Below are 23,924 nucleotides of genomic sequence, written 5' to 3'. Positions count from 1 at the left end.
CCTGTGATCATGGATGTGGAAACGGGTAATATAGTAAAGAGAACACTTAACGTGTAAGATATGTTCATCATCTTGCAAGATGTAGGAGGTACATGATATGCAGTTGAACGATATGCTGAAAATTCTTATAACCTGTCTATTATTTATTCTGATTTGGTGGCTATTGACTCAAGGGATTCGCAAACTTTCCAGTACTCGTGCGGGGTCCGGTTTCCGACTAGGGGGTGGATGGTCCATTGGACTTTTCGTTGTTGGCGCCGTGCCACTCGGTTTTTCGCTATACACAGAGATCTTTGATAAGCGCCTGGATGCCAACATCGGGTTGGGGCTTGCCATGTTATTTGTATGGGCTTATTGTGTGATCTTGTTGTGTGCGGCGTTGGTGGTATGGGGAAGGTACGTGTACAAAAGGGATATGAAGAAGTGAATATTTGGGTTGATCGTGTTGAGCCCGTCAGGAAGTTAAGGGTGAACTAACAGCTGTATTTGTAACAATAAACTGATATGGAACGTTAAATTTAGAAAGAGGTGTTATTAAAGGGGGATTTACAGATGTCCAATCTTCGTCGAGTCCTCATATTGCTCTCAATCCTAATCGTATGCCTTACGGGATGTTCAGGACATATCGAGTGCAACTCCGTGCAGACTCAAGCGAATGCACCAAGTGAAGATGGATTCACTGGTTATGTGGTTGAACGCAAAGACAATTCCATTCTTGTGGTTGATCCTGCATATGAAGATTTCAGTGCGAACGGAGGAGGAAATCGGTATTATCCTGCAAAATGGTTCTCCAATGCGCCTGATCCGCAGATCGGTTCTTATGTTGAAGTCTGGACGGATGGAGGCCCGGAAAATGAACCCTATCCTGGGCAGGACAGAGCAGATAAGATAGCGGTATCTTGTCCAAATACTCCAGATGGTGCTCATCTAAGTGAGCCGGACGCAATTCGGGGTGGACTATACTTACCAGATGGAGAAAAATTACGTGTTCCTGTGATTGAAGATGTACACTATTATCAGGATGCAGGAATGTGGACGATTCGCATGAGAGATGCGATGTCAACGACGAAGAATCAAGATGAGATTGAGATCAGAGTAGAGGATGTAGAGCCAGTAGATTAGCAGAGGGAATATATGATTTTGCACATTGAGATGAGGTTGTTTAAATGGATATTAGGGAGTGTCTTCCCAGTGATAAACATGACTTTGAAGCGGTTAACAAGTTAAATGAATTTAGAAATGAAGAGTTGAAAGTTATCATCCCAGAGCTTATGGAGTGGTTGCAAGACGGGAATTGGCCTATCTATAAGCCGGTAGAGGATCTACTATTGAGACTGGGTGAAGACTTAATTCCTCATATTAAGGATGTATTGCAAACCCAAGATTCTACTTGGGAATATTTTATTTTGGTTGGATTAATTGATCGATTGCCTGTATCTCATCTAAGTATGTTACGTTCGGATTTGGTAAGGATACTTGAGTCTCCTACACATGATGAGATACTAGAGGAGTTGGATGAGGTTGTCTTGGAGCTTTTGGAAAAGATGGAAGTTTGGATACATAGAGACTTGTAATTAGCGTTCTAAGAAAGACTGAAATATTGAAGATGGAGTGATAAAAATTCTAAAATACCAACTTCTTTTCCCTACCTTTTTGAGTTCGGAAATATATTGTTTGCACATTGTTCAACTATTAATTGAATTATTTGATATTTCAGAGAAGGAAGCTTTTCTCAGGATTAATTCTTTTTGGGAAGGCAATGATTTTTTATCAGAAGAAGACCTGATTTTTCATGAGTCCCCTGAGTTTTGGGCAAAAACAATTTATTATGAGGAATGCAATTGGTGGAACTTCTCTGAGAACGAACTAATCCCTAGAAAAATAGATTGAAAATCCAAAACTATAACTAGGCTATAATCTATATGATAAACAAGGAAAACGCCATTATGATTCTATAAAAATGGAAAGGAATCTTCTGCCCATGGAATTATCAAGGTCTCAGCAATTAGCTCAAGAGCATGTAACCAATTATGCAAGAAGCCGCAAAAATGACGCGGAGCAAACCATTAGGGAAATCCTTCGTATGTCCAACATCGAGTTGAAGACATTTGAAAAAGCTATCAATAAACTAAAATCTCATGCAAGTATTGCGCTACACTTTCACCCAGATCGATTAGATCCGACCATGAAAAGCGTTGCTGAAGCACTACTTGAGCAGGGATTTTATAAAAGTCAGTTTGAGACTTTCTTATCAAATGGAAGTGTCTCCGCATTTTCAGGCGGTGAACGTGACGTTTGGGAGAATAAAATGTATGGCGGAGCGTACCAAATAAATGGCTCAACCAATAGTGAACGGCCCAAGTATGGGGCACTCAATGTTATGTTACATCCCGATGGACCTGCTCCGCGTTTTGGATCATGTTACTTCCTTTTATCCACTGAGGTCTCTCAACGTTGCACGTATACATATTTGGATTCTCACCAAGACCCAGAGGAAAAGGGAACGTATGAGGAATTTGACCTCGTTTTGGCTGCTCTCATGAGGGATGTATTCTATAGTGATTTTGCCATTGGTGAAAGAAATCTAACGGTTCAAAAGTTAATCGACCATATGCTCGTCAATCTTGAGAAACCATTTCAAAATCCATCAAACCAAGAGCCAAACCGAAATCTGGACCATTATATCGAAGCTCAGGTTCATGGTGACATTTCCCTTGAAAAAGATGTAAAGATGCTTGTTGCCGACCCATCATTTAAAGGCGCCCATACAGGAAGAATCTTAGAGCAGATATGTTTAAAGTATTCCATTGATCTCCATTGGCACATGGGCTTTACACTATTGGTTGATGACGTTCCAATGGATTTTCGAGGTCCTTCGATGCCTTCACTAGCCAAGAGAATTGCAAAAAATGAATTTATTGATGCAAATATCATTGGTTCTGCGGCTATGGACTTGAAACGAAACCCAAGCCATTGGAGCGATAGAGGAACCTACACAGAAGTTCTACAAGAGTTAAAATTACTCTGGCATGTCTTAGTGAGATATGGAAAGCCAATGGAAGAGTGAAATAGTACTCTAACGACCTTGAGCGCCTAGCCGTTCAAGGTTGTTTTTTATCATTCAAACGGATTACAGACTATACATTTATCTATGAATCTGCTGTCACAAAAACGAACGTATGTTTTATAATTAAATTGACTTTTTGTCCTGACAATAATATATTATTGTCAGGACAAAAAAAGAGGTGAAGCAAATGTCCGCCAAAAAGATGGGGCGCCCTAAATCTGACAAACCCAAAAGCAGAACGATTGATATACGTGTCGACGAGGAAATTATGAACAAGCTCGATATTTCGGCTGAGAAGCTGAATACGAATCGATCAGACATCGTTCGCAAAGGGATTGAGAAGATTTACGACGAGCTCCAAAAATAAAAAAGGAAGCAGCTTGAGTCCCACGAAGAACACGCTGCTTCCTATCCCGCAATCACTTGAATGAGCGACTGCATAAATATCCTACCATGTGTAGAACGTTCATTCAAGTGAGGTGCGAATTGATATACAGGAGGATGCACATGAATTCGATATTAGAAGCATTATATAATGGACGACTTCGACCGGATGAGATGATGATGCCGATACATCCTGAATACCAAGCGTTAGGACGGCAGATTGCAGCTCTGACAGAGCAGTGGAAGAATCGATTGAGCGAGGAAGAATTCCGTGAGCTTGAACAGTTATTTGACCTGTGTGGCAGATGTGAGGGCATGCATACAGAAGCGGCGTTTGCACAAGGTTTTCGTCTGGGTGCTAATATGCTGATTGAAGTCATGAGTCAGCGTGAGGAATCGGTGTTGGAGTTTAACTAAGTTTAACGATGTGAGTAGAGATCCGGTTTACTTTTACAGCTAAATTCTCAGGAAATGACGTGCATACAACATACTCATTTTGCATTATAAAATGGTTTCAAAAATTTAGTATAACAAAGCCCTCCAATCCTCTCTGCATTCAGCAGCAGGGTTCGAGGGCTTCACTTAAACATAGAGTTAACAATATATATAGGAAAGAACTTGTTAAACAAATTGTTCCTTAATTCGCAATATTCCCAGCCATTTTTAGGCGACGCGCAATTTCCTTGAAGTCTTCTTGCGATATACCTGGTGCGAATTCTTCCTCGACCGCAGGAGCTTCAGGAATCGGAAATCCTTCGGGTATCCCTTGGATGACTTCAAGAGGTTGTCCATCTTCGGGGTGAGTTCCTTTCCAGATCTGGCCGATCGTATTGAAATCTTTATCACTATAGGTATACAGCTTGGTGTGTACCCCTTTTTCTTCATATTTGCGAGCCTCGTTGAAGGCTTTGTTGTTCAGTGAAGGGATAGGAACCAGCTTGGTCACATTTACGCCAGTTGCAATCTCAAGTGCTTTCGCATATGCGACAACATGCACGCCGCCACGTACCAGCAGGAAACCAACCACTTCCCGGGCTGCCGGGTGATCCGTCATCTCATATACTTTCATTTTATGGGTACGAGCGCCACATTCTAGGAAGAAGTTATGCAGCAAATCCTCAACCAGATTGCCGCTGTTAAATACATTCGCCCCCGTCCACGGGTTGCCCATGGAGTCGAATGGCATCGCGCCTTGTGCTCCTGCAAGATAGTGATAGGAGAGACGCGCGTCTTTGACCGAACCCAGCGGTGTATCGTCAGGTTCTTTGTATTCTGTAGAACCCCGCAGACAGTGATTGATGCCATGAGACACGAGTTCAACATGACCCAATTCTTCGGCCGTAATGCTCATGACGAGGTCATAGAAGGGCTTTAACTTTTCTTTGGATCGAAAATTAAACGATTGATAGAGGTAGTTGTTCAACGTTGACATTTCTCCGAATTTACCGCCGAGCAATTCTTGTATGGCTGCCGCAGCATTCGGATCTGGCTTCTCGACATTGGGAATCTCAATCAGGATTTCATCCAAGCGTTTGAACATTCGGGTGTAACCTCCTCAAATTAGTATTGCAGATCGTGTAGAGTTTCAGATCGTGGAGTCACTCTGTCATGGCCTATTACACGTCTTATGGGTTTTTTAAACAAAAAATCAACCAAATGGGAATTAAGCATCGCATAACGCATGCCCCAACTCTTCTCCCATTTGTTATTTCCAATACGGTCAAATTTATGTATAATCAAACATTCAAACGAGTCTTCACGTACAAGAGAAGAGAGTCATGAATCCATAAAGGAGTAAGAGATGAACAAGCGTTGGATACAAATAGTTGGGATTGTAATGTTTCTAATGATACAGATGTACATAAGCAGCGAGCCTGCCACAGCATATGACGTTACGAACGAGGTTCAGGTGGATGAACAAACGAGGCAAAGGCTTGAAAAGAAATACGGGTTGGAACGTCCTGAGGAGCCGAAGACACAACAACACTTTTTCTCGGGTGACTGGGGAATGAGTTTCCGGACGGAGCCTCCTGATTCGTTTGACCGACTTGTTCATGTGGTTCCTTTTTCCCTACAGCACTGGCCTGGATCTTTCGTTTATTCGTGTAAAATGAAACCCGGACGGGCAATATAACAGAAACATATTGTCCCAAGGAGTGAGTGAAATGAGAATGCTCATCGTTACCGTCATGTCGGTAGTTCTGAGTTTAGCTGGAATTACATCAGGCACAGGTGCCGCTATCCCTGATTATGCGAAGTGGGGAATTATTGCGGTCAAAGAAACACAGACCAAGTATAATGTGGATATTTTGGACTATAAGCATATCGGTCGCACCTCTCTAACAGCGGATCAATCACGGGAACAGTTCAAGCTATGGGTTCGTGCTAAAGACGGCAAGCAATTCGCAGTCTATGTGAATGTTGATTTTAATCCGTCTACACAGCAATTAAAGAAAGTACAATTTTCCGAATCGGATCGACACTGATCCGCTGGACTTGGTCATTACAAGCCATGTTTTCATATTAGCTATACTGTGGGTTGAACCAGACTGCCTTAATCATTGAGGTGTAAGTCTGGTTTTTTTATTTTACAAAATCCTTTTTTTACTATTGAATAAAGAACTTATGTTCGCATATAATATGAAATACAAACAAACGTTCTTATCGGAGGGATGATTATGCTAGGGAAATATATTGGCCAGATGGTGGAGCTTGTCTACATGGATCGTGCAGGGCAGATTACGCAGCGACAGATTCGAATTAACAGTGTACGTGGCGGGATGATTAGAGCATCAGCGGGAAAAGAAGGTTCGCCCCGAACATTTCTGGAGCAAGGTATTCTGGCATGGCGTCCTGTTACCGATCTGAATGGGGAGGTAAAGTATGCTGAACGACTTTGAACGCAAGATTTTGCGTATTATGGTGAACTATGCAGGACAACGGCGCAGGCTGCCGCGTATGGATGAACTGGAGAACAAGACGGGACGAAGCAGAGCTTACATTCATGAGTCATTGCTGGAGCTTGAACGCACCGGGCACATCGCGTGGGAGAACCGGTCTACTCTGGAAGGGATACAGATTTTACAGGCATGGGAACAGGCACAACAGCCGATTCGCAAAAGCCAACCTTCCGGTGATTCCGTAAAATATTTTACGGACTACTAATTATAATAAGAAAACGCCAACCCGGATAACCGGATCGGCGCTTATTGTGTCACACATAAGACATGTGCATCTATTTTAGAAATGGGGAAGTTGGTCCAGGTTGTTGGTTGGGTCACCGTCGGCATCGCCGCGAATGTACATTTCGCCGTCCTTGCCTTTAAATACATTCACGCCGGCAATAGCGCCAGCCTTTACTTCTGCAAGTGCCTGCTGATAATCCAGTACACGTCCTGCTGAAGTCTGAAAGGCCGTCAGGTCACCGTCACCATTTTTCTGTACGGCTGTGAAGCTCTCGCGTGTCGTTTGATCCATGATGTCACACTCTCCTTATATGACGAGATAGGAATCTGTCTACCTGATTAGCCTATCCGATTTCCTCGGAAGTATGCATCATGTGCTGATAAGACCTGCCAACGTCGAAGTTTTACAAGCTCTTTTTCATACGAACATGCAGAATATCTGCATCATAAAAAGGTTCTTCCGAAATCACTTCATAACCCAGTTTTTCATAGAATTTCTGTGCCTGACACTGCGCATCCAGTACAGAATAGGATAAGCCGAGTTCACGTGCCAGCTCCTCCATCGCGAGCAGAAGCACACGTCCATAACCAAATGAACGATGAGATTCAAGCACTGCGATCCGCTGCATTTTGGCGGTATCCTTGCTGTAATAGATCAGACGTCCTGTGGCTACAGCTTGGCCATCCGTACTTAACAATACATGATGCACATCCGGACTGATGACATCATATTGATCAATCTCAATCTCGGCAGGCACCTGTTGCTCGATCACAAAAACGTGATGGCGAATTCCCAGGGCTTGCTCCAGTTGTTCTTCTGTCGATACATAACTAATCTCAGCTGCCAATTCCATTCCTTCTTTCTGCTCTTGCGCGACATATCAGACTGAATTATACAAAAAAATGTTTTTCCTGTATAGTGAAGTCTGGAACATATTGGGAGAGGAGGGGGTAGTGATGGGCATGACAGGCATCATGGTAATTACATTGCTAATGTCGGTGGCAATGATTACTCTGTTGTATTACGTTACGAAGAAAGCATACTCACGCAAGTGGGATGAAGATGAGTAATTCACCTGTTAACCTTCACGGCAAGACTTCACTGCTTCCTCGCGGAGAATACACATCTTGAATTACAGATTTGGAGTATACGTCCAGCCAGACGGGTAGAGACTCACCATTTTCATTGGGCTGTTGTAATTGTTGGAATTGTACCGTATGTTCATCCCTCTCCAAGCCGCAACCAGTAACGGTTGTAATGAGAATCATAAGCCCAGCAAAGAGAAAGAAGCATTTGGTGAATGTATATTTATTGGATTTTGACCGTTTTGTTAAGTTTCTCATAGGGAATTCACCTCGTTGTAGAAATGGTAATCTTTCCTTTATTGTGCACCATTTCGGGTGAATTATAACCAAATAAATCATTGACAATGAACACGGTTACTTGATATGATACTGTTACTTGATTGGGGAAACAATTATATATCATGATCTGTTAGCTCAGCTGGGAGAGCACTATCTTGACAGGGTAGGGGTCAGTGGTTCGAGCCCACTACAGATCATACACGAGAAGCCTTACAATGTAAGGCTTCTTTTCTTTTTTTCACATACAAAAATAAATGCGTTTCCAAGCGATTCAGTTTCTCTCCTCTTTTTTAAACAAAACTTAAATAAAACATAAATTCAGCGTAAGGTTCGTCTTCTATACTTGGTTCTGAGGTCAATATAGAACAGAAGAAGGAGAGAACTTATGAATTATTCAAACCCATTTACATCAAAGTTAGCCAGAGTAGGGATCGCGGGTACACTGGCTTTAATACTGGCAACAAGCCCACTTGCTAACATGGGGGTTGTTGCCGCGGAAGCAGACCCAGCGCCTGTATCTACGAAGATATATAACACACCGAAAGATTCTCTAGAGCAGACCCCGATTCAATACCAGATCCAGGCTCGGTTGAATGAGAAGGACATGACGATCCAGGGGAGCGAGAAGGTAACGTATCGCAACACAAGCAAGGATGCACTCCAGCAGCTGGTCCTTCATACATATGCTGATGCAAACCTCTCCAAGTCTACACAGGCGAGCATGTACCAACAGCATAATGAGAAGATTAGTGAAGATCACCCGGAGAAGACAGCAGAGGACTTTCTGGGTGGCATCGATATTCAGGCTGTAACCGCAGATAGCCAATCGCTGGACTTCCATAAGGAAAACCAGGCGTTGACCGTGCAGTTGAAAAAGCCCGTTCAACCAGGTGAATGGGTATCATTCCAACTGGAGTTTCAGTTGAACATACCCTATGGCTCACAGCGAGTTTCCTACTACAAAGACATGATCAATGGTGCACACTGGTTCCCGGTGATGTCTGTATACGACGAGGTTAAGCATCAATGGAACAAGGCACCGTATAGTCGAACATTTGAGAGCGATTATTACACCTCATCGGACTTTGAAGTTCAATTCAATGTTCCTGATGAGTATCAGGTAGCCATGCCGGGTACGATCACCACTCAAGACAGTACAGAACATGGTCGTAAAGTTGTTTCTGCTGTGGCCGAGAACACAAGGGAGTTTGTATTCTTTGCTAGTCCAAACCTTCAAGTGGAGAGTGTTACCCGTAACGGTCTGACGGTGGAATACTATTATTACAACGATGATCCATCCAAGAAAAAGATAGTTGACCGCTACATTAATCAGGCATTCAAGGTCATCGATTTCTATAGTGAGAAATATGGCAAGTATCCCTATCCAGAGTTCCGAATTGTCGAGACGTATGTACAAGGTGTTGCCGTGGAATATGCGAGGCTCATCCAGATGGGACAGATTCAAAATGGTGCTGTTCCAGAAGAAGACACAACATTTGTTCATGAAATAGCGCATCAGTGGTTCCATGCATTGATCGGTAATAATTCGGAGACAGAATCCTTCCTGGATGAAGGCTTTGCTGATTTCTCCATGGTGTATTTTGCCGAGAAACAGGGAGACAAGCTAAATGGGTTCAGATCCATACAGTTTGATACTGCGCCCGTAGATATGGCGATTGTGTCAACAAACGATGAAGCTGGGGATTTGGCAAGTTTGGTATATTATCAGAAGGGGCGACAAGCGATCTATCAGCTTTACCGTTCCGTCGGTGAAGAGAAATTTGACGAGTTGATGAGGACATATTTCAAACGCTACGTGTACCAAAATGCAACGGTAGAGGGGCTGCTTCAAACCATTGAAGATGTGCTTGGTAAAGAAATACGTTCAGAAATGCAGATGGCCCTATATCAGCCTAATTTTGTCTTAAAGCCGGAATACCAATTATCACAGGAAGAGACCGCCGCCTATGTGCATGATGTCTTACAAGTGCAATATAAGACTGTCATGGGTATGATCCCTGATCTGCCTTATGAAGTGATGAATCGATTGATGGACAAAGCCCTTCAAGGCGAGGAATTAACCATTGTGCTCAGCGATCAGGTGAGTAAGCTTGCAACTAAACAGCAGGAAGATATGGTTAACCAGTTGACCGGATTCCTTGATATGACTGGTATGAGATACGACATTATACGGGATCGCAAGGAACTGAAGCAAAAGATGAAAAAAGAGATCGGCAACAGCAACCTTATTGTCATTGGCAATGCCAAGTCAAATGGATTGGTGCAGGCTTTAAAATTCAACATTATCGACCGGACGAAACAGACGGGTTTTCCTTGGAAGAATACCATGGATCAACCTCTCGCCGCGGGTGCATATGTTATCAAACATCCCTATAACCAGAATCGATTGATGCTTCATTATTTCTGGAATGAGGATCATCTGAGTGATGCGGCATTTGAAGCTTTTAAGCTGAAAATACAGGAGTCTATCGGATTCACTAACGACTTTTACCAGTACTATGTATTGGATAACCAAGGCAAGGAGCAATCCAATAAAAAAGTTGCGAATCCCATATCTTCACTTTTTGCGGAATAATAAGTAATTGGTTTTTGCAGTTTCTTCGTTCAAACAGGTTAGCCAATTTGTATTGGTTAGCCTGTTTATGTTTTATATGAAAACCAGTCTTAGAATAATAGGCTGTAAGATGGGCATAATGCTTTAACATAAAGGCAACTTCATGAATATACTTATTGGGAGAAAACAATAGGAGGGATTAATATGAAGGATCAACATTATCCGGGCGTACCAATGAAAGGGACAGTTGCTGATTACAACTGTAAAGGAAATAAAGGAATGAACAAAATGAAAGCGTATTCATATAATGCTAGAATTTGTCCTATCATTTGTAATACTCAGGAGCCGGCTGCGAATGAGGGTAATGTTGTTGATTTTTCAATCCTATTAAAGGACACTTCGGATGTTTTATATTCGCGACCGGTACATGGTGATACCCTGCTCACGAAGGAGTTGAGTTCCCATGTCTATGACTGAAAATATTGCTCAGGCAGCACTCGATGCAGCGATGAAGGCAAACAGGGCCGTTGCGCCTTATGATTATTGCGATGCAGAAACCAGACGGATGTACACGCCTCAATTTGATAAAAAAATGGACAATCCTATGTATACCGCTGCAATGGCGGGCCTTCAATCAATTTATTGGTTTCGGGCGATCAAGGTAAAGGGGCTTATCTCTGATGCAAAAGCAGATTATTATGCTACGTATTCTACCAACCATAATAACATCGGAGGAATTGGACTAGCCTACTCGAACAGCCCGACAGGACCATGGACCAAACACGGACAGGTGTATCTCGATACTGTGGTTGGGAATTCGACGGAAACTCCATTTGTGATCTGGAACGATGAAGAACAATTGTTCTTTATGTATTATCAACAAAACGGACTGGGGATCAATCAATCAACGGCACTTGCGACCTCTGTAGACATGATTAACTGGACAAGAGTGGGTTTGATTCTGGACAAACCTCCCGGGTTCCCAGGTGATGGTCACACCGGTTACTTCTCGTGTTTCAGAAATGGTGGCAAATGGATCGGTTTCTCAGTGATGGGCGGTGGGGACTTTGGTCGTAAATGTATCTGGCATTCACATGACGGACGTAGCTGGTTAGCTGATCCAAGACCATTAATGGGTGGGAATGATGCCACATTAAGTGCAGGAGAAAACATTTCGAGACCCAATGCTGGTGTATTTATGTACAAAGGGAGCATGTGGTGGCTGGGTATGTTATCAGCTTATGCTTCCGGTGGGGTTACGACGGTAGCTCGGCCTGCCATTGCCAAGATCAGTGCAGACTTTCGTCAACTGCTGGACAAACCTACAGATATATATTTTCCGGCATTGGATTGGGAAACGACCAACATGCAGTCCTTGATGGTGTCCGTTATGGACGGTGTAGTGTACGTGTATTACAATACCGATCATAATATCGGTGTAGCCTATTCGGTGGGGGTGTAGAGATGGTTATACGTGATGCAGCGGGTCAGATTGTGCCCTTTGGAAAGGTTCACAAACAGCTTGTGGCCGATTTTCTTTACGGAACGTTACCGGATTGGGTGGAGGTGGTGGGCACCCCTACGTTTGAGCCTTTGCCCGACAGAGGGACCATTACCGTTACAACTCCGACAACGGCAGGAGCCACGGCAGAGTTGAAAATGAAACATCTGATTGACAGCTCGAAAGTAACAGCAATTGCAATCACTTTGGAAGCGCTACAATTAAACGGGAACATTGGAATCTCAGTTCAGGTTGGCATTAAATCGAAGGATAGCAAGGCCGGAATCACTTTTTTTCAAAACGTAAATCAGAAATATGGTATGGTCCGTGCCTATAAAGCAGATGGAACGTACACGGATTTTAATCAAAACATGGTGTTCTTCACCACACATGGCGTAGCAGGAGATGAAGCACAGAACCGTAAGAATCTCACTGTGTTGCTCTGTACCGGATTACAGTTCTCAGCTGGGTTCGAGAGACCGTCCGTATGGCTTGGTGCGGATGATCAATATGGCGGTGTTGCTGCTGACCTTAGCGGTGGGTTGTTCCAACATGGAGAACTGCAATGTCTTTTGAAACTGACTACAAGTAAGGCCGAGGCCAAGTATTTCAAATGTGCACAGATGAAAGTGGATATCTGGAGTAACTGATTGGAATGACGGAGGAGTCGTCTGATAAGCGGCTTCTTTTTTTATTTTAATAATAATGTTTACAAACGAAATTAAATTGTGTACAATCAAATTGTTAGCAAAACAAAAAAACAAGAAATTCTGTATAACACATAAAAAAATTAAATGATGAAGAGGAGTTTTCAACCATGAAAACATTATATGAAACAACAGTCATCAATACAGGCGGACGTCAAGGCATCGTACAATCCCCAGATAACGTGTTTATGTTGGATGTTGCTGCACCACCAGAACTCGGAGGACAAGTGACGACAGCTACTAATCCGGAGCAGTTGTTTGCAGCAGGGTATAGTGCGTGTTTTAACTCCGCACTGGAGTTTCAATTGAAGAAACACAAAGTTGAAATTGAAAGAAGTACCGTAGCTGCAACCGTAATGTTGGTGACGGACTCTGAGGATAACGGCGTGAAGCTTCAAGTCGATTTGGAAGTTAAAATCCTTGGTCTGGACGAGGAGACAGCACAGAAGTTTGTGAAACTTGCCCACGACTACTGCCCATATTCCAAAGGAATCAAAGGGAACGTGAATGTTAACGTGGAACTGGCGTAATCACTGATACTAATTTGTTGTTGATAGGGAGCCTCCGAGAAATCGGAGGTTTTTTGGTTTTTTATGCATAAAAATCAATTTCGCACTCAATTGTGGGTTATAATGGTATTAAGTTTACTCAAAACTGCTGAAAGGGGAATGTACTTATGATGGATTTTAGCAAACCACCCCATGGCTCTGAGACCGATACCCACCGTCAGCGTCATCAGGAGAATGAACAGAAATACCTGTCCGGAGGCAAGAGCATTTGGTATGAAATCAGCAACTGGCTCATTCTCGGAGGTATCCTCCTTGTCATATTTTTATTATTTAAATACGTTTTCTAAATAGACACACAACCGGGCGAATCCCCATATGATGCATTACATCAGTAAGCACTTGGGGAAATGGGGAATCCGGGATGGCAAAGGCAAAAGGTAAGAAAGCTCCCGCATTAAAGAGTGATAAAATACGTGTATCCATGAAGTTGGTCACATCGGATATATGCGAGAGATGTAAGACACCATGTACACGAGGCATGGATTACGCTGCACGGATGAGAATTGAAGGGGCTTTAGGCAAGGGCGTTCCCTGTATATTGACCCGCCATACTTCTTCATAAACTCTTCTTATAATCCCGTATATATAACAATTATAGATCAGGGGCATCCTTAAATGAGGATCGCCTCTTTTTGTGCATTCCAAGGGGTGGAAAAAATTCTGGATAAAAAATGAAAAATGATGAAAAACAGCGCAACTTTGTGGATGAATCTGCAGTATAAATGTACAACAGCTAGCAGCAGGGGAGGGAACATTGACGGGATGAAATGGAAACGAATATTGCTTTGTGTCACGGTATTCTCCTTGCTCGGCGGGTCTTTATTGTTTGCAGATTCCGTGAACGAGAAGATTCGAGTTCTCATTAACGGCAAGGAAGCAGCTGACGGAGGTTATTTAATTGATGGAACGACCTACGTTCCTGTAAGGGAAGCCGGAGGCGTCGTCAAATGGGACAGCAGTAACAAGAGAGTAACGGTGATCAAACCGAATGTACATATTTTTCTCTTCAAGGGAGACACTGTATTTGGCAACGTTAACGTAGGTAAGCTGAAATTCAATGTATTTTCACAAGTGGACAGTCTGACAGCAGATGTAGCTGCCGTGAAAGTAACGATCACTAACCCGAGTGGTCAGGTGAAGGATATCCAGTCCCAGGAGCTTACGACCCAGAAGGATAACTTCTGGTTCCGAACATATGATTTTACGTACGATTTCAGTCGTGCCGGCAAGTATCAGGTCGGCTTTCATATTAAAGAAAATGCAAACAGCAGCTACGTCCTGGTAGCGGAGAAAATCATTACAGCGCTGAACGATTGAAGCGAAAGTAACGCTTCCCTTTTAAATTGACCTGGGTCATTGAACATGTTACGATATGCAAGGTTACACAATTTCTATTTATAAAGCGAGGTATTTCAATGAGCGATCACACACATGAACACGGCGATGGCTGCGGATGCGGGCAAGACCACGACCACGACCACGAGCATGAAGAAGTCCTTCTCACATTAACAGACGAGAACGGCCAAGACGTGGAGATGGTTTTGGTGGAGACGTTTGACGTGGAGAAGCATGTTTATGCGCTCCTGCTGGAACGTAACAATCCTGAAGCTGACGGCATCATCCTGCGTATGGAAGAAGAAGACGAGGAAATGGTGCTCTACAATATTGAAGACGAAGAAGAGTGGAACCGCGTTGAAGCGGCTTACAACGAACTCGTTGCATCACAAGAATAGTCATTCTTTTGGAACATAACATGAAGGCTCCTTGATCTCAGGGGGCCTTTTGTTTGTTTTTTAAGAGGTATACGAGCATTTACACCACTGGTTTGAACGACGAAATAGACGGGAAAATGCAAACTCGCTTGTCCCATAAAATAAAAAAGGACCAAGCTAGGGCTTGGTCCTTTAAGGTTATCCCCTGCACAGCGCAAGGAGGTTGTTTTAGAAAATGGCATCGGCTTCCACGATCACTTTAACGTTGGTTACGCTGCGATCTTCGGGTCCTTTGACGGGTAATCCAACTTCGACATGATCGATGATGTAGTCGATATTTTCCTGGGTGATAACCTCACCCGGCAACAGGATCGGAATTCCTGGCGGATAGACATAGATGAATTCTGAAATAATACGTCCTGCGGATTCCTTAAACGGAATCACTTCGGTATCACCGTAGAATGCGTCCCGTGGAGTCAGCATCAACTGTGGAATATCCGGAACTTTAACTACCAGTTCATGGGCCGGGTTCACTTGATAATAGGTACGGGAGAGATCTTGCAAAGCGTTCAGTAAGATATCCACACTATTATCCGTATCTCCTGGCGTAATGAGACACAGAATATTGTACATATCACTAAGTTCAACCTCGATGTTGTAATGTTCACGCAGCCAGTTCTCTGTCTCATACCCTGTAATACCCAGATGGCGAACATGGATCGTTACCTTGGTTGGATCATAGTTGAAGGTCGCTTCTGTACCCAGCAGTTCTCTACCGAAGCAATACAGGCCATCCATATCGTTAATCGAACGTCTGGCAAACTCAGCTAGTTCAATCGCCTTCTGTGCAATCTCACGACCGTGGAGTGCCAGGTTACGTCTTGATGTATCGAGTGAAGCAAGCAAAATGTATGAAGTTGATGTTGAGGTGAGCAGACTCAGGATCGTCTGTACACGCTGTGGATTCACGAACCCATTCTTCGTATTCAGGTTGAGTACGGAACTCTGTGTCATGGAGCCACCAAGCTTGTGGACACTGGTTGCAGCCATATCGGCACCTGCTGCCATCGCAGACAACGGCAGATCCTCATGGAAATGAATGAGTACGCCATGTGCTTCATCAACAAGTACAGGGACTTGGTAGCTGTGTGCCAGCTCAACAATCTCTTTTAGATCGGTAACCACGCCGTAATAGGTCGGGTTAATTACAAGCAATGCCTTGGCATCTGGATGACGCTCAAGTGCGCGACGGATAGACTGTGTAGTCACTCCATGGTCAATGCCCAGATTGGCATCTTGTGAAGGAGAAACAAATACGGGTTTGGCGCCTGAGAAAATAATCGCGGACAGAACCGATTTATGCACATTACGGGGCACAATAATTTTGTCACCCGGTGAGCATACAGACAGAATCATGGTCATAATGGCACTGCTTGTGCCTTGTACACTAAAATAGGTATAATCGGCTCCGAAGGCATCTGCTGCCAAAATCTGTGCTTCCTGAATGACACCGGTTGGCTGATGCAGATCATCCAACGGTGCGATGTTAATCAAATCTATGGAGAAGGCATTATCGCCAATAAATTCACGGAATTCGGTATCCGCTCCCAATCCTTTTTTATGGCCCGGAATATGAAACTGTACCGGATTGAGTGCCGCATGATTTTTTAAAGCGGTAAACAGCGGCGTACGGTGGTGATTCATCAGTGCTGTCACAACCCTTCCTAATAAAATTGGTAAACAAAGATGAGTATAGCAAATGTAGAACCGAATGCAACAGTATAATCGACAATTTTTTAAATTGCCGAGATTTGGGCACATTCCCCACGGTTACACTAAGGATAGGGAATAGGCAAATGAACACCGAAAGGGGAAAAAGAATGCAAACCGATACAAAACCAGCCAAAATTTTGCGATCACCATTTTTTATCGCGATGTGGCTGACACTTTTTCTAGTTGAAATTATCAAAGGAGCCCTGTTGGTAGCTGTTCTGCCCGTGTATATGGACAATATACTGGGTCTGTCTGCAGGCGTCATTGGTGTGGCATTTGCTCTTCAATATCTGGGAGATAATCTGTTCCGTGCACCTTCCGGCTGGGCAGCAGAACGGATCGGGTTCCGCGCAACGATGGTTACAGCATTAATCTGTACCTTAATCGCTGTTATTATGATCCTTTTTCTCAAAAGTGCCGTTGGACTGGCCATGGCCTGTCTGATTCTTGGCATTGGTACGTCACCGCTCTGGCCTTGCGCCATGACAGGGGTGACGGCGATGTCAGGCCCACAGAACAAGAATGGTACAGCAATGGGGGCGCTGGAGATGGCTGCTCTCGGCGGAACGGGGCTTGGACCTATAGGCATGAACTGGCTGCTGGAGCGCACGCATCATGATTATCGCACCATTTTTCTTGTATTAATGGGGTGTGCCATTCTCGTTATTCTGGTGGCCATGATTCTTCCTGGACGTGTCATTGTTGAAGGAGAGCATGCCGAGCAAGCAGCGAAGAATAGTGATGTGAAATATGCAGCCAAACCGAATCTGCTCACGCCGTTCATCCGGCTGCAAAAGAGTGTGAAGGGCACACTGCAACGGGTACGCAGCACGCTTAATGTTAATCCACTGGTGTATCCTGCCTTGTTTATGCAGTCGTTTGTCATCGGGCTGCTCAGTCCAGTAATCACGCTATATACACGCACAGACCTGCACATCTCACCAAATCTTTACAGTTTGTTGCTGATTGCGGGTGGTGGAATAACCGTTATTGCCTTGCTGCCTGTTGGTAAAATGGTAGACAGGTTTGGCACGAAACCGTTCCTGAACGTTGGTTTTTTGATGGCGGCGGCGAGTCTGTTCGCGTTTTCCTCCATAACATCCATTCCGGTGGTGTTTGGTGTTGTCATGCTGGTGGGCATCAGTTATGCCATGATTTTGCCCGCCTGGAATGCTTTTGTAGCCACACTGATTCCCAAAGGGGAGCGGGGTGCGATCTGGGGATTCTTCCTTACATTGCAGGGATCAGGCATGGTTGTAGGCCCCATTGTTTCCGGACTGCTGTGGGACCACGTGAGCCATCCGGCTCCATTCATCGGCAGTGCCATCGTCATGGCAGGACTTGCCGTTGTGCACTTTGTGTTATCCCGCAATCCGTTTCGCACCGTTCCGGCCAAATAAGAAAAAGAAAAGGGAGTTTCACCAGCCGTCTTGGTTGTGGGGCTCCCTTTTTCGCGTCCAATATATCACGATAATCGGGGGCTTGCCCCTGTGCGTCTGCGGAAAGCTGCAATCCGGCGGTCCTTTCGGTGAAAAATAGTCAAATAACCAAGTACCCTTACATAAAATGAAGTATAAAATAGGGTAAGCCGATTGAGTAGAAGCGATTGAAGACGAGGGCCGGAGTTGATCCGGTACAGATGGAGGGAGTGCCGTGAATAAGAGTTATGAAGTTGAATATTGCAATCTGGAGCTGCGGTTCAACCGTCGGCATATCCAAAATTTGATCAGAGACCTTATTCGTGAGGGATATTCACTATATTGGAGCGAGGACGAATCCTTTTTTATCCTGTCAGTCCGGACCGGCCGCAAGCTGGTAAAGCTCCGCTTTCAACAGACACGCACAGGGAACTACAAGATGACTGGAGATTATATCATTAAGGATGCAAAGCTTGCAGAGTGGCTGGAGAAGCTGATTGGAGATACACGCGGGCATGCAGTTGTGAAGCGGTTCAAGGATCAGCAGATGACCGTGGAGAACATTTTATTCGGTGAAGTCATTCGGCTCGTGGAAGTTTCCGGATTCAAACAGCGTGTCATTTTTCAAAAGGAACCTGCGCCGACGGCGGAAGAGATGGAAGAAATGTTCCTCTCGCGTGAAGGTGAGGAAAGGCTCATGTTGCTACGCATGGAAGTGGACGATGAACTGGAACGCCTCTACACGGCCATGCAGATGGATAATATCGAAAAAGCAAATGCTTGCCGTCAAGTCTTAAAACAGTTGTCTGGACATCTGTTAATGTTGGAAGGATGACAAGATAAGGCCGTATTTATGAAAATACGATGAACACCTCAGCAGATTGGGGTGTTTTCTCGTTGCGTAGCTGTGCCACGGGGTTCACTTCTATACATAAAACCGTTAAAATGGGAGTATTGTTGAGAATTTATTTCAATAAAATTAATTGGAGCAAAGGATGGAGGACCAGATGACAAAACAACAAATTGGCGTAATTGGCCTGGCTGTCATGGGCAAAAATTTGGCCCTTAACATTGAAAGTAAAGGTTTCTCAGTATCGGTATATAACCGTTCCCCGGAGAAAACCAATGATCTTCTGAAAGAAGCTGAAGGTAAAAACCTGACAGGCTCATTCTCCATTGAAGAGTTCGTAGCATCCCTGGAATCGCCGCGCAAAATTTTGATCATGGTACAAGCCGGCAAAGCGACCGACGCTACCATTGAACAACTGCTTCCTCACCTGGATGAGGGCGACATCATCATTGATGGAGGGAACGCATACTTCCCTGACACGCAACGTCGCAGCAAAGAGTTGGAAGACAAAGGCATTCGTTTCATCGGTACAGGTGTATCCGGTGGTGAAGAAGGCGCACTGAAAGGCCCTTCCATCATGCCAGGTGGACAGGAAAGTGCTTATAAACTGGTTGAACCGATCCTGACGGCGATCTCGGCCAAAGTCGGTGACGATCCATGTTGTACATATATTGGACCTGATGGTGCCGGACACTATGTGAAAATGGTGCATAACGGTATCGAGTACGGAGATATGCAGTTGATTGGTGAAGCGTACCACTTGCTCAAATCCGTATTGAACGTTTCCGTTGAAGAGTTGCATGCGATCTTTACAGAATGGAATCAAGGAGAGCTGGATAGCTACCTGATCGAAATCACAGCAGATATCTTCTCCAAATACGATCCAGAAACAGGAAAACCAATGGTTGACGTCATTCTGGATGCTGCTGGACAAAAAGGAACAGGTAAATGGACAAGCCAAAGCGCGCTGGATCTCGGCGTACCATTGTCCATGATTACGGAATCCGTATTCTCCCGTTTCCTCTCTGCCATGAAAGACGAGCGTGTGGCAGCTAGCAAAATCCTGAATGGACCAGCGACTGAAGCATTTTCTGGCGACAAAAAAGCGTTCATTGAGAACGTGCGTAAAGCGCTGTTTGCAAGTAAAATCGTATCCTATGCACAAGGATTTGCACAAATGCGTGCAGCTTCCGATGAGTATGGCTGGGATCTGAAATACGGCAACATTGCCATGATCTTCCGCGGCGGATGTATCATCCGTTCGCAGTTCCTGCAAAATATCAAGGAAGCTTATGATAAAGACGCAGCACTGAAAAACCTGCTCTTGGATCCGTACTTCCAAAACATTGTTGAGTCTTATCAAGGCGCATGGCGTGAAGTTGTAGCAGCTGCTGTAAAACAAGGTGTTCCAGTACCTGGATTCTCCAGCGCATTGTCTTATTACGACAGCTACCGTACGGAGCGTTTGCCAGCCAACTTGCTGCAAGCACAGCGTGACTACTTCGGTGCTCACACATTCAAACGTGTGGACAAAGAAGGCAGCTTCCACCACAACTGGATGGAATAGTACCACCGCATATACGAGTCAATGAGATTTGGCTAAAGCGCCTTTAAGTGGTAGCTTTGGCCTGTTGAAAGGCTCATTAAGAGGTTTGGTGTTCCGGTTATTGCCGGTTAACGCCAGGCCTCTTTTTGTTCTTTCCCAGTCCGCAGGGCTGTGTTATGATAGGACAAAAGTGCTCACGAATTGCTTGAATTAAAGGAGTGTACACCTTGAGCAAGTCTAACAATATTATTCTCATCGGTATGATGGGAACCGGCAAATCAACCGTCGCTGACATGCTTGCACGCGAGCTTGGTTACCGATTGATTGATGTGGACGCCGCGGTGGAAAAAGAGGAAGGCTGTACGATTCCCGAACTGTTCACTGGCAAGGGAGAGACGTATTTCCGTGATGCCGAGAGCCGCATGTTGTGCTCGGTATTGGAGAAAAAGTCACAGGTCATAGCGACCGGAGGTGGCGTGGTGCTGCGTTCGGATAATTGTGACGTGATGTCGAATAATGGCTGGGTTGTTGCCTTGACTGCTGATCCGGCAGTGATTGTAGAACGTGTTAGCGCCTGCGACAATCGTCCGCTTCTTGCAGGCAATGCAGAGGAACGCATCAAGACGATTATGGAAGAACGGAAAGACGCATATCGGTTCGCGCATTATACGGTGGATACAACCGAGTTATCCGCTGCTGAAGTGACTCGTTTAATTTTAGTGCATTACCGCGTCTAAGCTTGTGATCATCGAAGTTTGTTGGTTGATAGTTGGTGGCAGATAGAACAAAACGGGCCATATAGGCCCGTTTCTAGGAGTGGAGCAGAGCAGAAGTCACAAGGTTACAAATGACTTCGCTTCTCTCCGGGTTTCTCTAGTCTTCTTGTTGCCACTGAAGCATACCGCCGACCATGTTTGTACAGCCTTCATATCCCAGTTGCTGCAGATATTCACAGGCACGCTCACTGCGGTAACCGCTACGACAGATGATCACGATCTCGCCTGATTTCTCAATCTCAGACAGTCGGTCCGGAATCTGTCCAAGCGGAATATGCTTGGCTCCTTCGATCATGCCTTGCGCGACTTCATCGTCCTCGCGGACGTCTATCATCTGCAGCTTCTCTCCCGCCTGTAAACGGCGGCGCAGCTCAGACGTTTCAATTTCAGCTATTTGTGTCATATTCAGGTCCTCTTTTCTGTATGGACTTAACGCTATAATGATACCCAAGCGATGCACGGAATGTCAATTTGGCCACAATATAATCAATGAAGGAGAATTTCATCCATGGACGTTATTGTTAAACCAACCCCCACGCTGAACGGGGAAATCGGGGCTCTGTCCTCCAAAAACTACACGACTCGCTATTTGCTGGCTGCTGCGCTGGCAGAAGGCACAAGTACCATTCATTTCCCGGCACACAGTGAAGACAGTGACGCCATGCGCAGATGTATTCGCGATCTGGGGGCAGTGCTTGAAGAAGACGACAGCAAGATTGTGATCCAGGGCTTTGGCAGTCATCCCCGTGATGTGCGTGAATTGAATGTTGGGAATGCGGGTGCTGTACTTCGTTTCCTGATGGGCGTTACAGCGCTCTGCCCTGAAGTTACATTTGTGAATACGTACCCGGATTCACTGGGCAAACGCCCCCATGATGATCTGATCGATGCGCTTGGTCAATTGGGTGTAGATGTACAGCACGAACAAGGACGCTTGCCGATTACAATCAAGGGTGGCAATGCGAAGGGTGGACACATTCGTGTATCCGGCTCCGTCAGCTCCCAATATCTGAGTGCATTGTTGTTTGTAACTCCGTTGCTTGCAGAAGACAGCACCATCGAAGTGCTGAATGACCTGAAGTCCAAGGTCGTTATCGGACAGACGCTGGAAGTGCTGGAGCAGGCAGGCATCGTTATCCATGCAAGTGATGATTACATGTCCTTCCGTGTACCAGGTGGACAGGCTTACCAGCCGACGACCTACACGGTTCAAGGGGACTACCCCGGCTCGGCAGCCGTTCTTGCCGCAGCAGCGGTTACACAGTCTGATGTGAAAATTCTGCGCCTGATGGAGCAGAGCAAACAGGGTGAACGTGCCATCGTTGACGTGCTGCGCATGATGGAAGTGCCATTGACACATGAGAACGATGTCGTACACGTTCAAGGTAATGGCAGATTGAAAGCGATCGAATTCGACGGGGATGCCGCGACGGACGCCGTTTTGGCTATGGTAGCCGCAGCAGTGTTTGCGGAAGGCACGTCACGGTTCTATAATGTAGAGAACCTGCGTTACAAGGAATGTGACCGAATCACCGATTACTTGAACGAACTGCGGAAGGCAGGAGCGAACGTTGAAGAGCGTCAAGCTGAGATTATCGTACATGGACGTCCAGAAGGCGTTGAGGGCGGCGTTGAGATTAACGCTCACTACGATCATCGTGTAATTATGGCGCTCACTGTCGTTGGTCTGCGTTCCAAGGAGCCGCTTCGTATTCGGGATGCACACCATGTAGCCAAGTCTTATCCGCAATATTTCGATCATTTGCAGGCGCTTGGCGCCTCGGTTCAATGGGTAAAAGAGTAAATAACTGAAAACCTGTCTTTTGAACACGCACTTTAATTCAGAAAAGGATGGTGCTTGAACATGGAATTTAACAACCCTACTCGTGAAGAAATTGGACAACTTTTGCGCAAGGCAGGCAACATCGCAGTCGTCGGCTTATCAGACAAATCGGATCGCACTTCCTATATGGTGGCAGAAGCCATGCAGAGCAGAGGTTATCGCATCATCCCGGTTAATCCACAGGTGCAAGGTGAAATCCTTGGCGAGACGGTATATGCCACACTCGCGGATATTCCAGAGCCGGTAGACATTGTCAATGTGTTTCGTCGCGAAGAGTTTTGCGCGGATGTCGCTCGTGACGCCGCTGCCATCAAAGCAAATGTGCTGTGGCTGCAGCTTGGCATCCATAGTGATGAAGCGGTCCAGATTGCTGCAGAGAACGGCATGACAGCGGTAACGAATCGTTGTATCAAGGTAGAGGATTCCATCGTTCTGCGCGGCGCTGGACGCGGCTGAGAGGCTCGTTCACCTGTGATCGGATGATCTCCTGATCTGTCCCAATTGAATGAACATAGGATGAATCCCGTTAACTTGAAGTTGACGGGATTTTTTCTGTTCGCGCGCCTAGCCAAGCTAGACATAACTAGCCGGTGAAAGTCCGGTCGAGGTAAGAGCCAAGTCGCCTCGTAGCTGACGGGCAGCTGGTGGAGAAA

The 23,924-nt window shown here is 45.2% G+C and carries 30 protein-coding genes and 1 tRNA gene; 25 read left to right on the top strand and 6 right to left on the bottom strand.

Features of this window, described 5'->3' with window-relative positions:
- The first annotated feature begins 97 nt into the window (after positions 1-97).
- The 6 genes from J2Z28_RS00155 to J2Z28_RS00130 all read left to right on the top strand — a co-directional run bounded on the left by J2Z28_RS00155 (position 98) and on the right by J2Z28_RS00130 (position 3,868).
- The gene (locus J2Z28_RS00155; protein ID WP_211080748.1) at positions 98-427 is read left to right on the top strand and encodes a hypothetical protein; all 330 of its coding nucleotides are present in this window, start codon (positions 98-100) and stop codon (positions 425-427) included.
- Positions 428-552: 125 nt separating this feature from the next.
- Entirely contained in the window at positions 553-1,122 is a 570-nt protein-coding gene (locus J2Z28_RS00150) for a DUF3221 domain-containing protein (protein ID WP_211080747.1), read from the top strand.
- A gap of 44 nt (positions 1,123-1,166) precedes the next feature.
- The gene (locus tag J2Z28_RS00145) at positions 1,167-1,574 is read left to right on the top strand and encodes a DUF5071 domain-containing protein (protein WP_211080746.1); all 408 of its coding nucleotides are present in this window, start codon (positions 1,167-1,169) and stop codon (positions 1,572-1,574) included.
- 407 nt (positions 1,575-1,981) lie between these two features.
- Entirely contained in the window at positions 1,982-3,067 is a 1,086-nt protein-coding gene (locus tag J2Z28_RS00140) for a DUF3626 domain-containing protein (RefSeq protein WP_211080745.1), read from the top strand.
- Between the two features lie 187 nt (positions 3,068-3,254).
- Positions 3,255-3,434 (top strand): ribbon-helix-helix domain-containing protein, encoded by a 180-nt coding sequence (locus J2Z28_RS00135; RefSeq protein ID WP_047843716.1) that lies wholly within the window; start codon positions 3,255-3,257, stop codon positions 3,432-3,434.
- 140 nt (positions 3,435-3,574) lie between these two features.
- Positions 3,575-3,868 carry a DUF6809 family protein gene (locus J2Z28_RS00130; RefSeq protein ID WP_211080744.1) on the top strand — a complete coding sequence of 98 codons (294 nt, stop codon included), beginning with the start codon at positions 3,575-3,577 and terminating at the stop codon, positions 3,866-3,868.
- A gap of 220 nt (positions 3,869-4,088) precedes the next feature.
- Here the strand turns inward: J2Z28_RS00130 and J2Z28_RS00125 are convergent, their stop codons facing one another.
- Positions 4,089-4,991 (bottom strand): manganese catalase family protein, encoded by a 903-nt coding sequence (locus J2Z28_RS00125; RefSeq protein ID WP_211080743.1) that lies wholly within the window; start codon positions 4,989-4,991, stop codon positions 4,089-4,091.
- 261 nt (positions 4,992-5,252) lie between these two features.
- Here J2Z28_RS00125 and J2Z28_RS00120 point away from each other — a divergent pair, with 261 nt between their 5' ends.
- The 4 genes from J2Z28_RS00120 to J2Z28_RS00105 all read left to right on the top strand — a co-directional run bounded on the left by J2Z28_RS00120 (position 5,253) and on the right by J2Z28_RS00105 (position 6,616).
- Positions 5,253-5,585 carry a hypothetical protein gene (locus J2Z28_RS00120; protein ID WP_211080742.1) on the top strand — a complete coding sequence of 111 codons (333 nt, stop codon included), beginning with the start codon at positions 5,253-5,255 and terminating at the stop codon, positions 5,583-5,585.
- 31 nt (positions 5,586-5,616) lie between these two features.
- Positions 5,617-5,937: a DUF3889 domain-containing protein gene (locus J2Z28_RS00115; RefSeq protein ID WP_036614744.1), complete on the top strand. Its 321-nt coding sequence runs from the start codon at positions 5,617-5,619 to the stop codon at positions 5,935-5,937.
- Between the two features lie 192 nt (positions 5,938-6,129).
- Positions 6,130-6,351 carry a hypothetical protein gene (locus tag J2Z28_RS00110; protein WP_017687387.1) on the top strand — a complete coding sequence of 74 codons (222 nt, stop codon included), beginning with the start codon at positions 6,130-6,132 and terminating at the stop codon, positions 6,349-6,351.
- Entirely contained in the window at positions 6,335-6,616 is a 282-nt protein-coding gene (locus J2Z28_RS00105) for a hypothetical protein (RefSeq protein ID WP_211080741.1), read from the top strand. The genes J2Z28_RS00110 and J2Z28_RS00105 overlap by 17 nt, the downstream gene beginning before the upstream one ends.
- 75 nt (positions 6,617-6,691) lie before the next feature.
- Here the strand turns inward: J2Z28_RS00105 and J2Z28_RS00100 are convergent, their stop codons facing one another.
- The 3 genes from J2Z28_RS00100 to J2Z28_RS00090 all read right to left on the bottom strand — a co-directional run bounded on the left by J2Z28_RS00100 (position 6,692) and on the right by J2Z28_RS00090 (position 7,980).
- Positions 6,692-6,928, bottom strand: a complete 237-nt coding sequence (locus tag J2Z28_RS00100) for a DUF3892 domain-containing protein (RefSeq protein WP_017687389.1) — start codon at positions 6,926-6,928, stop codon at positions 6,692-6,694.
- Between the two features lie 112 nt (positions 6,929-7,040).
- Entirely contained in the window at positions 7,041-7,484 is a 444-nt protein-coding gene (locus J2Z28_RS00095; protein ID WP_211081021.1) for a GNAT family N-acetyltransferase, read from the bottom strand.
- Between the two features lie 238 nt (positions 7,485-7,722).
- On the bottom strand, positions 7,723-7,980 hold the full coding sequence (locus tag J2Z28_RS00090) for a hypothetical protein (protein WP_211080740.1): 258 nt from the start codon (positions 7,978-7,980) through the stop codon (positions 7,723-7,725).
- Between the two features lie 145 nt (positions 7,981-8,125).
- Here J2Z28_RS00090 and J2Z28_RS00085 point away from each other — a divergent pair.
- From J2Z28_RS00085 to J2Z28_RS00045, 9 genes are all read left to right on the top strand, one after another.
- Positions 8,126-8,198: transfer RNA gene (locus J2Z28_RS00085), tRNA-Val, on the top strand.
- A gap of 188 nt (positions 8,199-8,386) precedes the next feature.
- On the top strand, positions 8,387-10,597 hold the full coding sequence (locus J2Z28_RS00080) for a M1 family metallopeptidase (protein ID WP_211080739.1): 2,211 nt from the start codon (positions 8,387-8,389) through the stop codon (positions 10,595-10,597).
- Between the two features lie 183 nt (positions 10,598-10,780).
- Entirely contained in the window at positions 10,781-11,053 is a 273-nt protein-coding gene (locus J2Z28_RS00075; RefSeq protein WP_211080738.1) for a hypothetical protein, read from the top strand.
- Positions 11,040-12,038 (top strand): glycoside hydrolase family protein, encoded by a 999-nt coding sequence (locus J2Z28_RS00070; RefSeq protein WP_211080737.1) that lies wholly within the window; start codon positions 11,040-11,042, stop codon positions 12,036-12,038. The genes J2Z28_RS00075 and J2Z28_RS00070 overlap by 14 nt, the downstream gene beginning before the upstream one ends.
- Before the next feature lie 2 nt (positions 12,039-12,040).
- Positions 12,041-12,727, top strand: coding sequence for a hypothetical protein (locus J2Z28_RS00065; RefSeq protein WP_047843708.1), 687 nt, complete (start codon positions 12,041-12,043; stop codon positions 12,725-12,727).
- A gap of 167 nt (positions 12,728-12,894) precedes the next feature.
- Positions 12,895-13,314 (top strand): organic hydroperoxide resistance protein, encoded by a 420-nt coding sequence (locus J2Z28_RS00060; RefSeq protein ID WP_017687397.1) that lies wholly within the window; start codon positions 12,895-12,897, stop codon positions 13,312-13,314.
- Between the two features lie 146 nt (positions 13,315-13,460).
- Complete coding sequence (locus J2Z28_RS00055) at positions 13,461-13,640, top strand: hypothetical protein (RefSeq protein WP_017687398.1); 180 nt, start codon at positions 13,461-13,463, stop codon at positions 13,638-13,640.
- Positions 13,641-14,115: 475 nt separating this feature from the next.
- Positions 14,116-14,670: a stalk domain-containing protein gene (locus J2Z28_RS00050; protein WP_036614723.1), complete on the top strand. Its 555-nt coding sequence runs from the start codon at positions 14,116-14,118 to the stop codon at positions 14,668-14,670.
- Positions 14,671-14,768: 98 nt separating this feature from the next.
- Positions 14,769-15,086 (top strand): DUF1292 domain-containing protein, encoded by a 318-nt coding sequence (locus tag J2Z28_RS00045; RefSeq protein WP_036614722.1) that lies wholly within the window; start codon positions 14,769-14,771, stop codon positions 15,084-15,086.
- A gap of 207 nt (positions 15,087-15,293) precedes the next feature.
- Here the strand turns inward: J2Z28_RS00045 and J2Z28_RS00040 are convergent, their stop codons facing one another.
- Complete coding sequence (locus J2Z28_RS00040) at positions 15,294-16,769, bottom strand: aminotransferase class I/II-fold pyridoxal phosphate-dependent enzyme (protein ID WP_026080977.1); 1,476 nt, start codon at positions 16,767-16,769, stop codon at positions 15,294-15,296.
- A gap of 176 nt (positions 16,770-16,945) precedes the next feature.
- On the opposite strand from J2Z28_RS00040, the gene J2Z28_RS00035 reads away from it, so the two are divergent.
- The 4 genes from J2Z28_RS00035 to J2Z28_RS00020 all read left to right on the top strand — a co-directional run bounded on the left by J2Z28_RS00035 (position 16,946) and on the right by J2Z28_RS00020 (position 21,389).
- Positions 16,946-18,238, top strand: a complete 1,293-nt coding sequence (locus J2Z28_RS00035) for an MFS transporter (protein ID WP_211080736.1) — start codon at positions 16,946-16,948, stop codon at positions 18,236-18,238.
- A 253-nt stretch (positions 18,239-18,491) separates the two neighbouring features.
- Entirely contained in the window at positions 18,492-19,091 is a 600-nt protein-coding gene (locus tag J2Z28_RS00030; protein WP_036614719.1) for a hypothetical protein, read from the top strand.
- Positions 19,092-19,263: 172 nt separating this feature from the next.
- Entirely contained in the window at positions 19,264-20,673 is a 1,410-nt protein-coding gene (gene gndA, locus J2Z28_RS00025) for an NADP-dependent phosphogluconate dehydrogenase (protein WP_211080735.1), read from the top strand.
- 206 nt (positions 20,674-20,879) lie between these two features.
- Positions 20,880-21,389 carry a shikimate kinase gene (locus tag J2Z28_RS00020; RefSeq protein WP_017687406.1) on the top strand — a complete coding sequence of 170 codons (510 nt, stop codon included), beginning with the start codon at positions 20,880-20,882 and terminating at the stop codon, positions 21,387-21,389.
- 136 nt (positions 21,390-21,525) lie between these two features.
- Here J2Z28_RS00020 and J2Z28_RS00015 read toward each other — a convergent pair whose 3' ends face one another.
- On the bottom strand, positions 21,526-21,831 hold the full coding sequence (locus J2Z28_RS00015; RefSeq protein ID WP_017687407.1) for a rhodanese-like domain-containing protein: 306 nt from the start codon (positions 21,829-21,831) through the stop codon (positions 21,526-21,528).
- Positions 21,832-21,936: 105 nt separating this feature from the next.
- Here J2Z28_RS00015 and aroA point away from each other — a divergent pair, with 105 nt between their 5' ends.
- Both aroA and J2Z28_RS00005 read left to right on the top strand, forming a co-directional pair.
- Positions 21,937-23,232: a 3-phosphoshikimate 1-carboxyvinyltransferase gene (gene aroA / locus J2Z28_RS00010; protein ID WP_017687408.1), complete on the top strand. Its 1,296-nt coding sequence runs from the start codon at positions 21,937-21,939 to the stop codon at positions 23,230-23,232.
- 60 nt (positions 23,233-23,292) lie between these two features.
- Positions 23,293-23,727: a CoA-binding protein gene (locus tag J2Z28_RS00005; RefSeq protein ID WP_017687409.1), complete on the top strand. Its 435-nt coding sequence runs from the start codon at positions 23,293-23,295 to the stop codon at positions 23,725-23,727.
- Positions 23,728-23,924: the final 197 nt, after the last annotated feature.

It is taken from the genome of Paenibacillus xylanexedens, assembly GCF_017874615.1.
GTDB lineage: Bacteria > Bacillota > Bacilli > Paenibacillales > Paenibacillaceae > Paenibacillus > Paenibacillus xylanexedens.
The sequence above is the reverse complement of the archived record's forward strand: the minus strand, read 5'-3'. Positions and strand labels throughout refer to the sequence as shown.

Excerpts from the sequence above, each read along its gene's own strand:
- J2Z28_RS00120 (WP_211080742.1), top strand. The coding sequence starts at position 5,253 with ATGAACAAGCGTTGGATACAAATAGTTGGGATTGTAATGTTTCTAATG.
- J2Z28_RS00090 (WP_211080740.1), bottom strand. The coding sequence starts at position 7,980 with ATGAGAAACTTAACAAAACGGTCAAAATCCAATAAATATACATTCACC.
- J2Z28_RS00065 (WP_047843708.1), top strand. The coding sequence starts at position 12,041 with ATGGTTATACGTGATGCAGCGGGTCAGATTGTGCCCTTTGGAAAGGTT.
- J2Z28_RS00125 (WP_211080743.1), bottom strand. The coding sequence starts at position 4,991 with ATGTTCAAACGCTTGGATGAAATCCTGATTGAGATTCCCAATGTCGAG.
- J2Z28_RS00155 (WP_211080748.1), top strand. The coding sequence starts at position 98 with ATGCAGTTGAACGATATGCTGAAAATTCTTATAACCTGTCTATTATTT.
- J2Z28_RS00005 (WP_017687409.1), top strand. The coding sequence starts at position 23,293 with ATGGAATTTAACAACCCTACTCGTGAAGAAATTGGACAACTTTTGCGC.
- J2Z28_RS00145 (WP_211080746.1), top strand. The coding sequence starts at position 1,167 with ATGGATATTAGGGAGTGTCTTCCCAGTGATAAACATGACTTTGAAGCG.
- J2Z28_RS00050 (WP_036614723.1), top strand. The coding sequence starts at position 14,116 with ATGAAATGGAAACGAATATTGCTTTGTGTCACGGTATTCTCCTTGCTC.
- J2Z28_RS00045 (WP_036614722.1), top strand. The coding sequence starts at position 14,769 with ATGAGCGATCACACACATGAACACGGCGATGGCTGCGGATGCGGGCAA.
- J2Z28_RS00055 (WP_017687398.1), top strand. The coding sequence starts at position 13,461 with ATGATGGATTTTAGCAAACCACCCCATGGCTCTGAGACCGATACCCAC.
- gndA (WP_211080735.1), top strand. The coding sequence starts at position 19,264 with ATGACAAAACAACAAATTGGCGTAATTGGCCTGGCTGTCATGGGCAAA.
- J2Z28_RS00060 (WP_017687397.1), top strand. The coding sequence starts at position 12,895 with ATGAAAACATTATATGAAACAACAGTCATCAATACAGGCGGACGTCAA.
- J2Z28_RS00080 (WP_211080739.1), top strand. The coding sequence starts at position 8,387 with ATGAATTATTCAAACCCATTTACATCAAAGTTAGCCAGAGTAGGGATC.
- J2Z28_RS00150 (WP_211080747.1), top strand. The coding sequence starts at position 553 with ATGTCCAATCTTCGTCGAGTCCTCATATTGCTCTCAATCCTAATCGTA.
- J2Z28_RS00140 (WP_211080745.1), top strand. The coding sequence starts at position 1,982 with ATGGAATTATCAAGGTCTCAGCAATTAGCTCAAGAGCATGTAACCAAT.
- J2Z28_RS00015 (WP_017687407.1), bottom strand. The coding sequence starts at position 21,831 with ATGACACAAATAGCTGAAATTGAAACGTCTGAGCTGCGCCGCCGTTTA.
- J2Z28_RS00110 (WP_017687387.1), top strand. The coding sequence starts at position 6,130 with ATGCTAGGGAAATATATTGGCCAGATGGTGGAGCTTGTCTACATGGAT.
- J2Z28_RS00105 (WP_211080741.1), top strand. The coding sequence starts at position 6,335 with ATGCTGAACGACTTTGAACGCAAGATTTTGCGTATTATGGTGAACTAT.
- J2Z28_RS00130 (WP_211080744.1), top strand. The coding sequence starts at position 3,575 with ATGAATTCGATATTAGAAGCATTATATAATGGACGACTTCGACCGGAT.
- J2Z28_RS00115 (WP_036614744.1), top strand. The coding sequence starts at position 5,617 with ATGAGAATGCTCATCGTTACCGTCATGTCGGTAGTTCTGAGTTTAGCT.
- J2Z28_RS00040 (WP_026080977.1), bottom strand. The coding sequence starts at position 16,769 with ATGAATCACCACCGTACGCCGCTGTTTACCGCTTTAAAAAATCATGCG.
- J2Z28_RS00035 (WP_211080736.1), top strand. The coding sequence starts at position 16,946 with ATGCAAACCGATACAAAACCAGCCAAAATTTTGCGATCACCATTTTTT.
- J2Z28_RS00075 (WP_211080738.1), top strand. The coding sequence starts at position 10,781 with ATGAAGGATCAACATTATCCGGGCGTACCAATGAAAGGGACAGTTGCT.
- J2Z28_RS00135 (WP_047843716.1), top strand. The coding sequence starts at position 3,255 with ATGTCCGCCAAAAAGATGGGGCGCCCTAAATCTGACAAACCCAAAAGC.
- J2Z28_RS00070 (WP_211080737.1), top strand. The coding sequence starts at position 11,040 with ATGTCTATGACTGAAAATATTGCTCAGGCAGCACTCGATGCAGCGATG.
- J2Z28_RS00100 (WP_017687389.1), bottom strand. The coding sequence starts at position 6,928 with ATGGATCAAACGACACGCGAGAGCTTCACAGCCGTACAGAAAAATGGT.
- aroA (WP_017687408.1), top strand. The coding sequence starts at position 21,937 with ATGGACGTTATTGTTAAACCAACCCCCACGCTGAACGGGGAAATCGGG.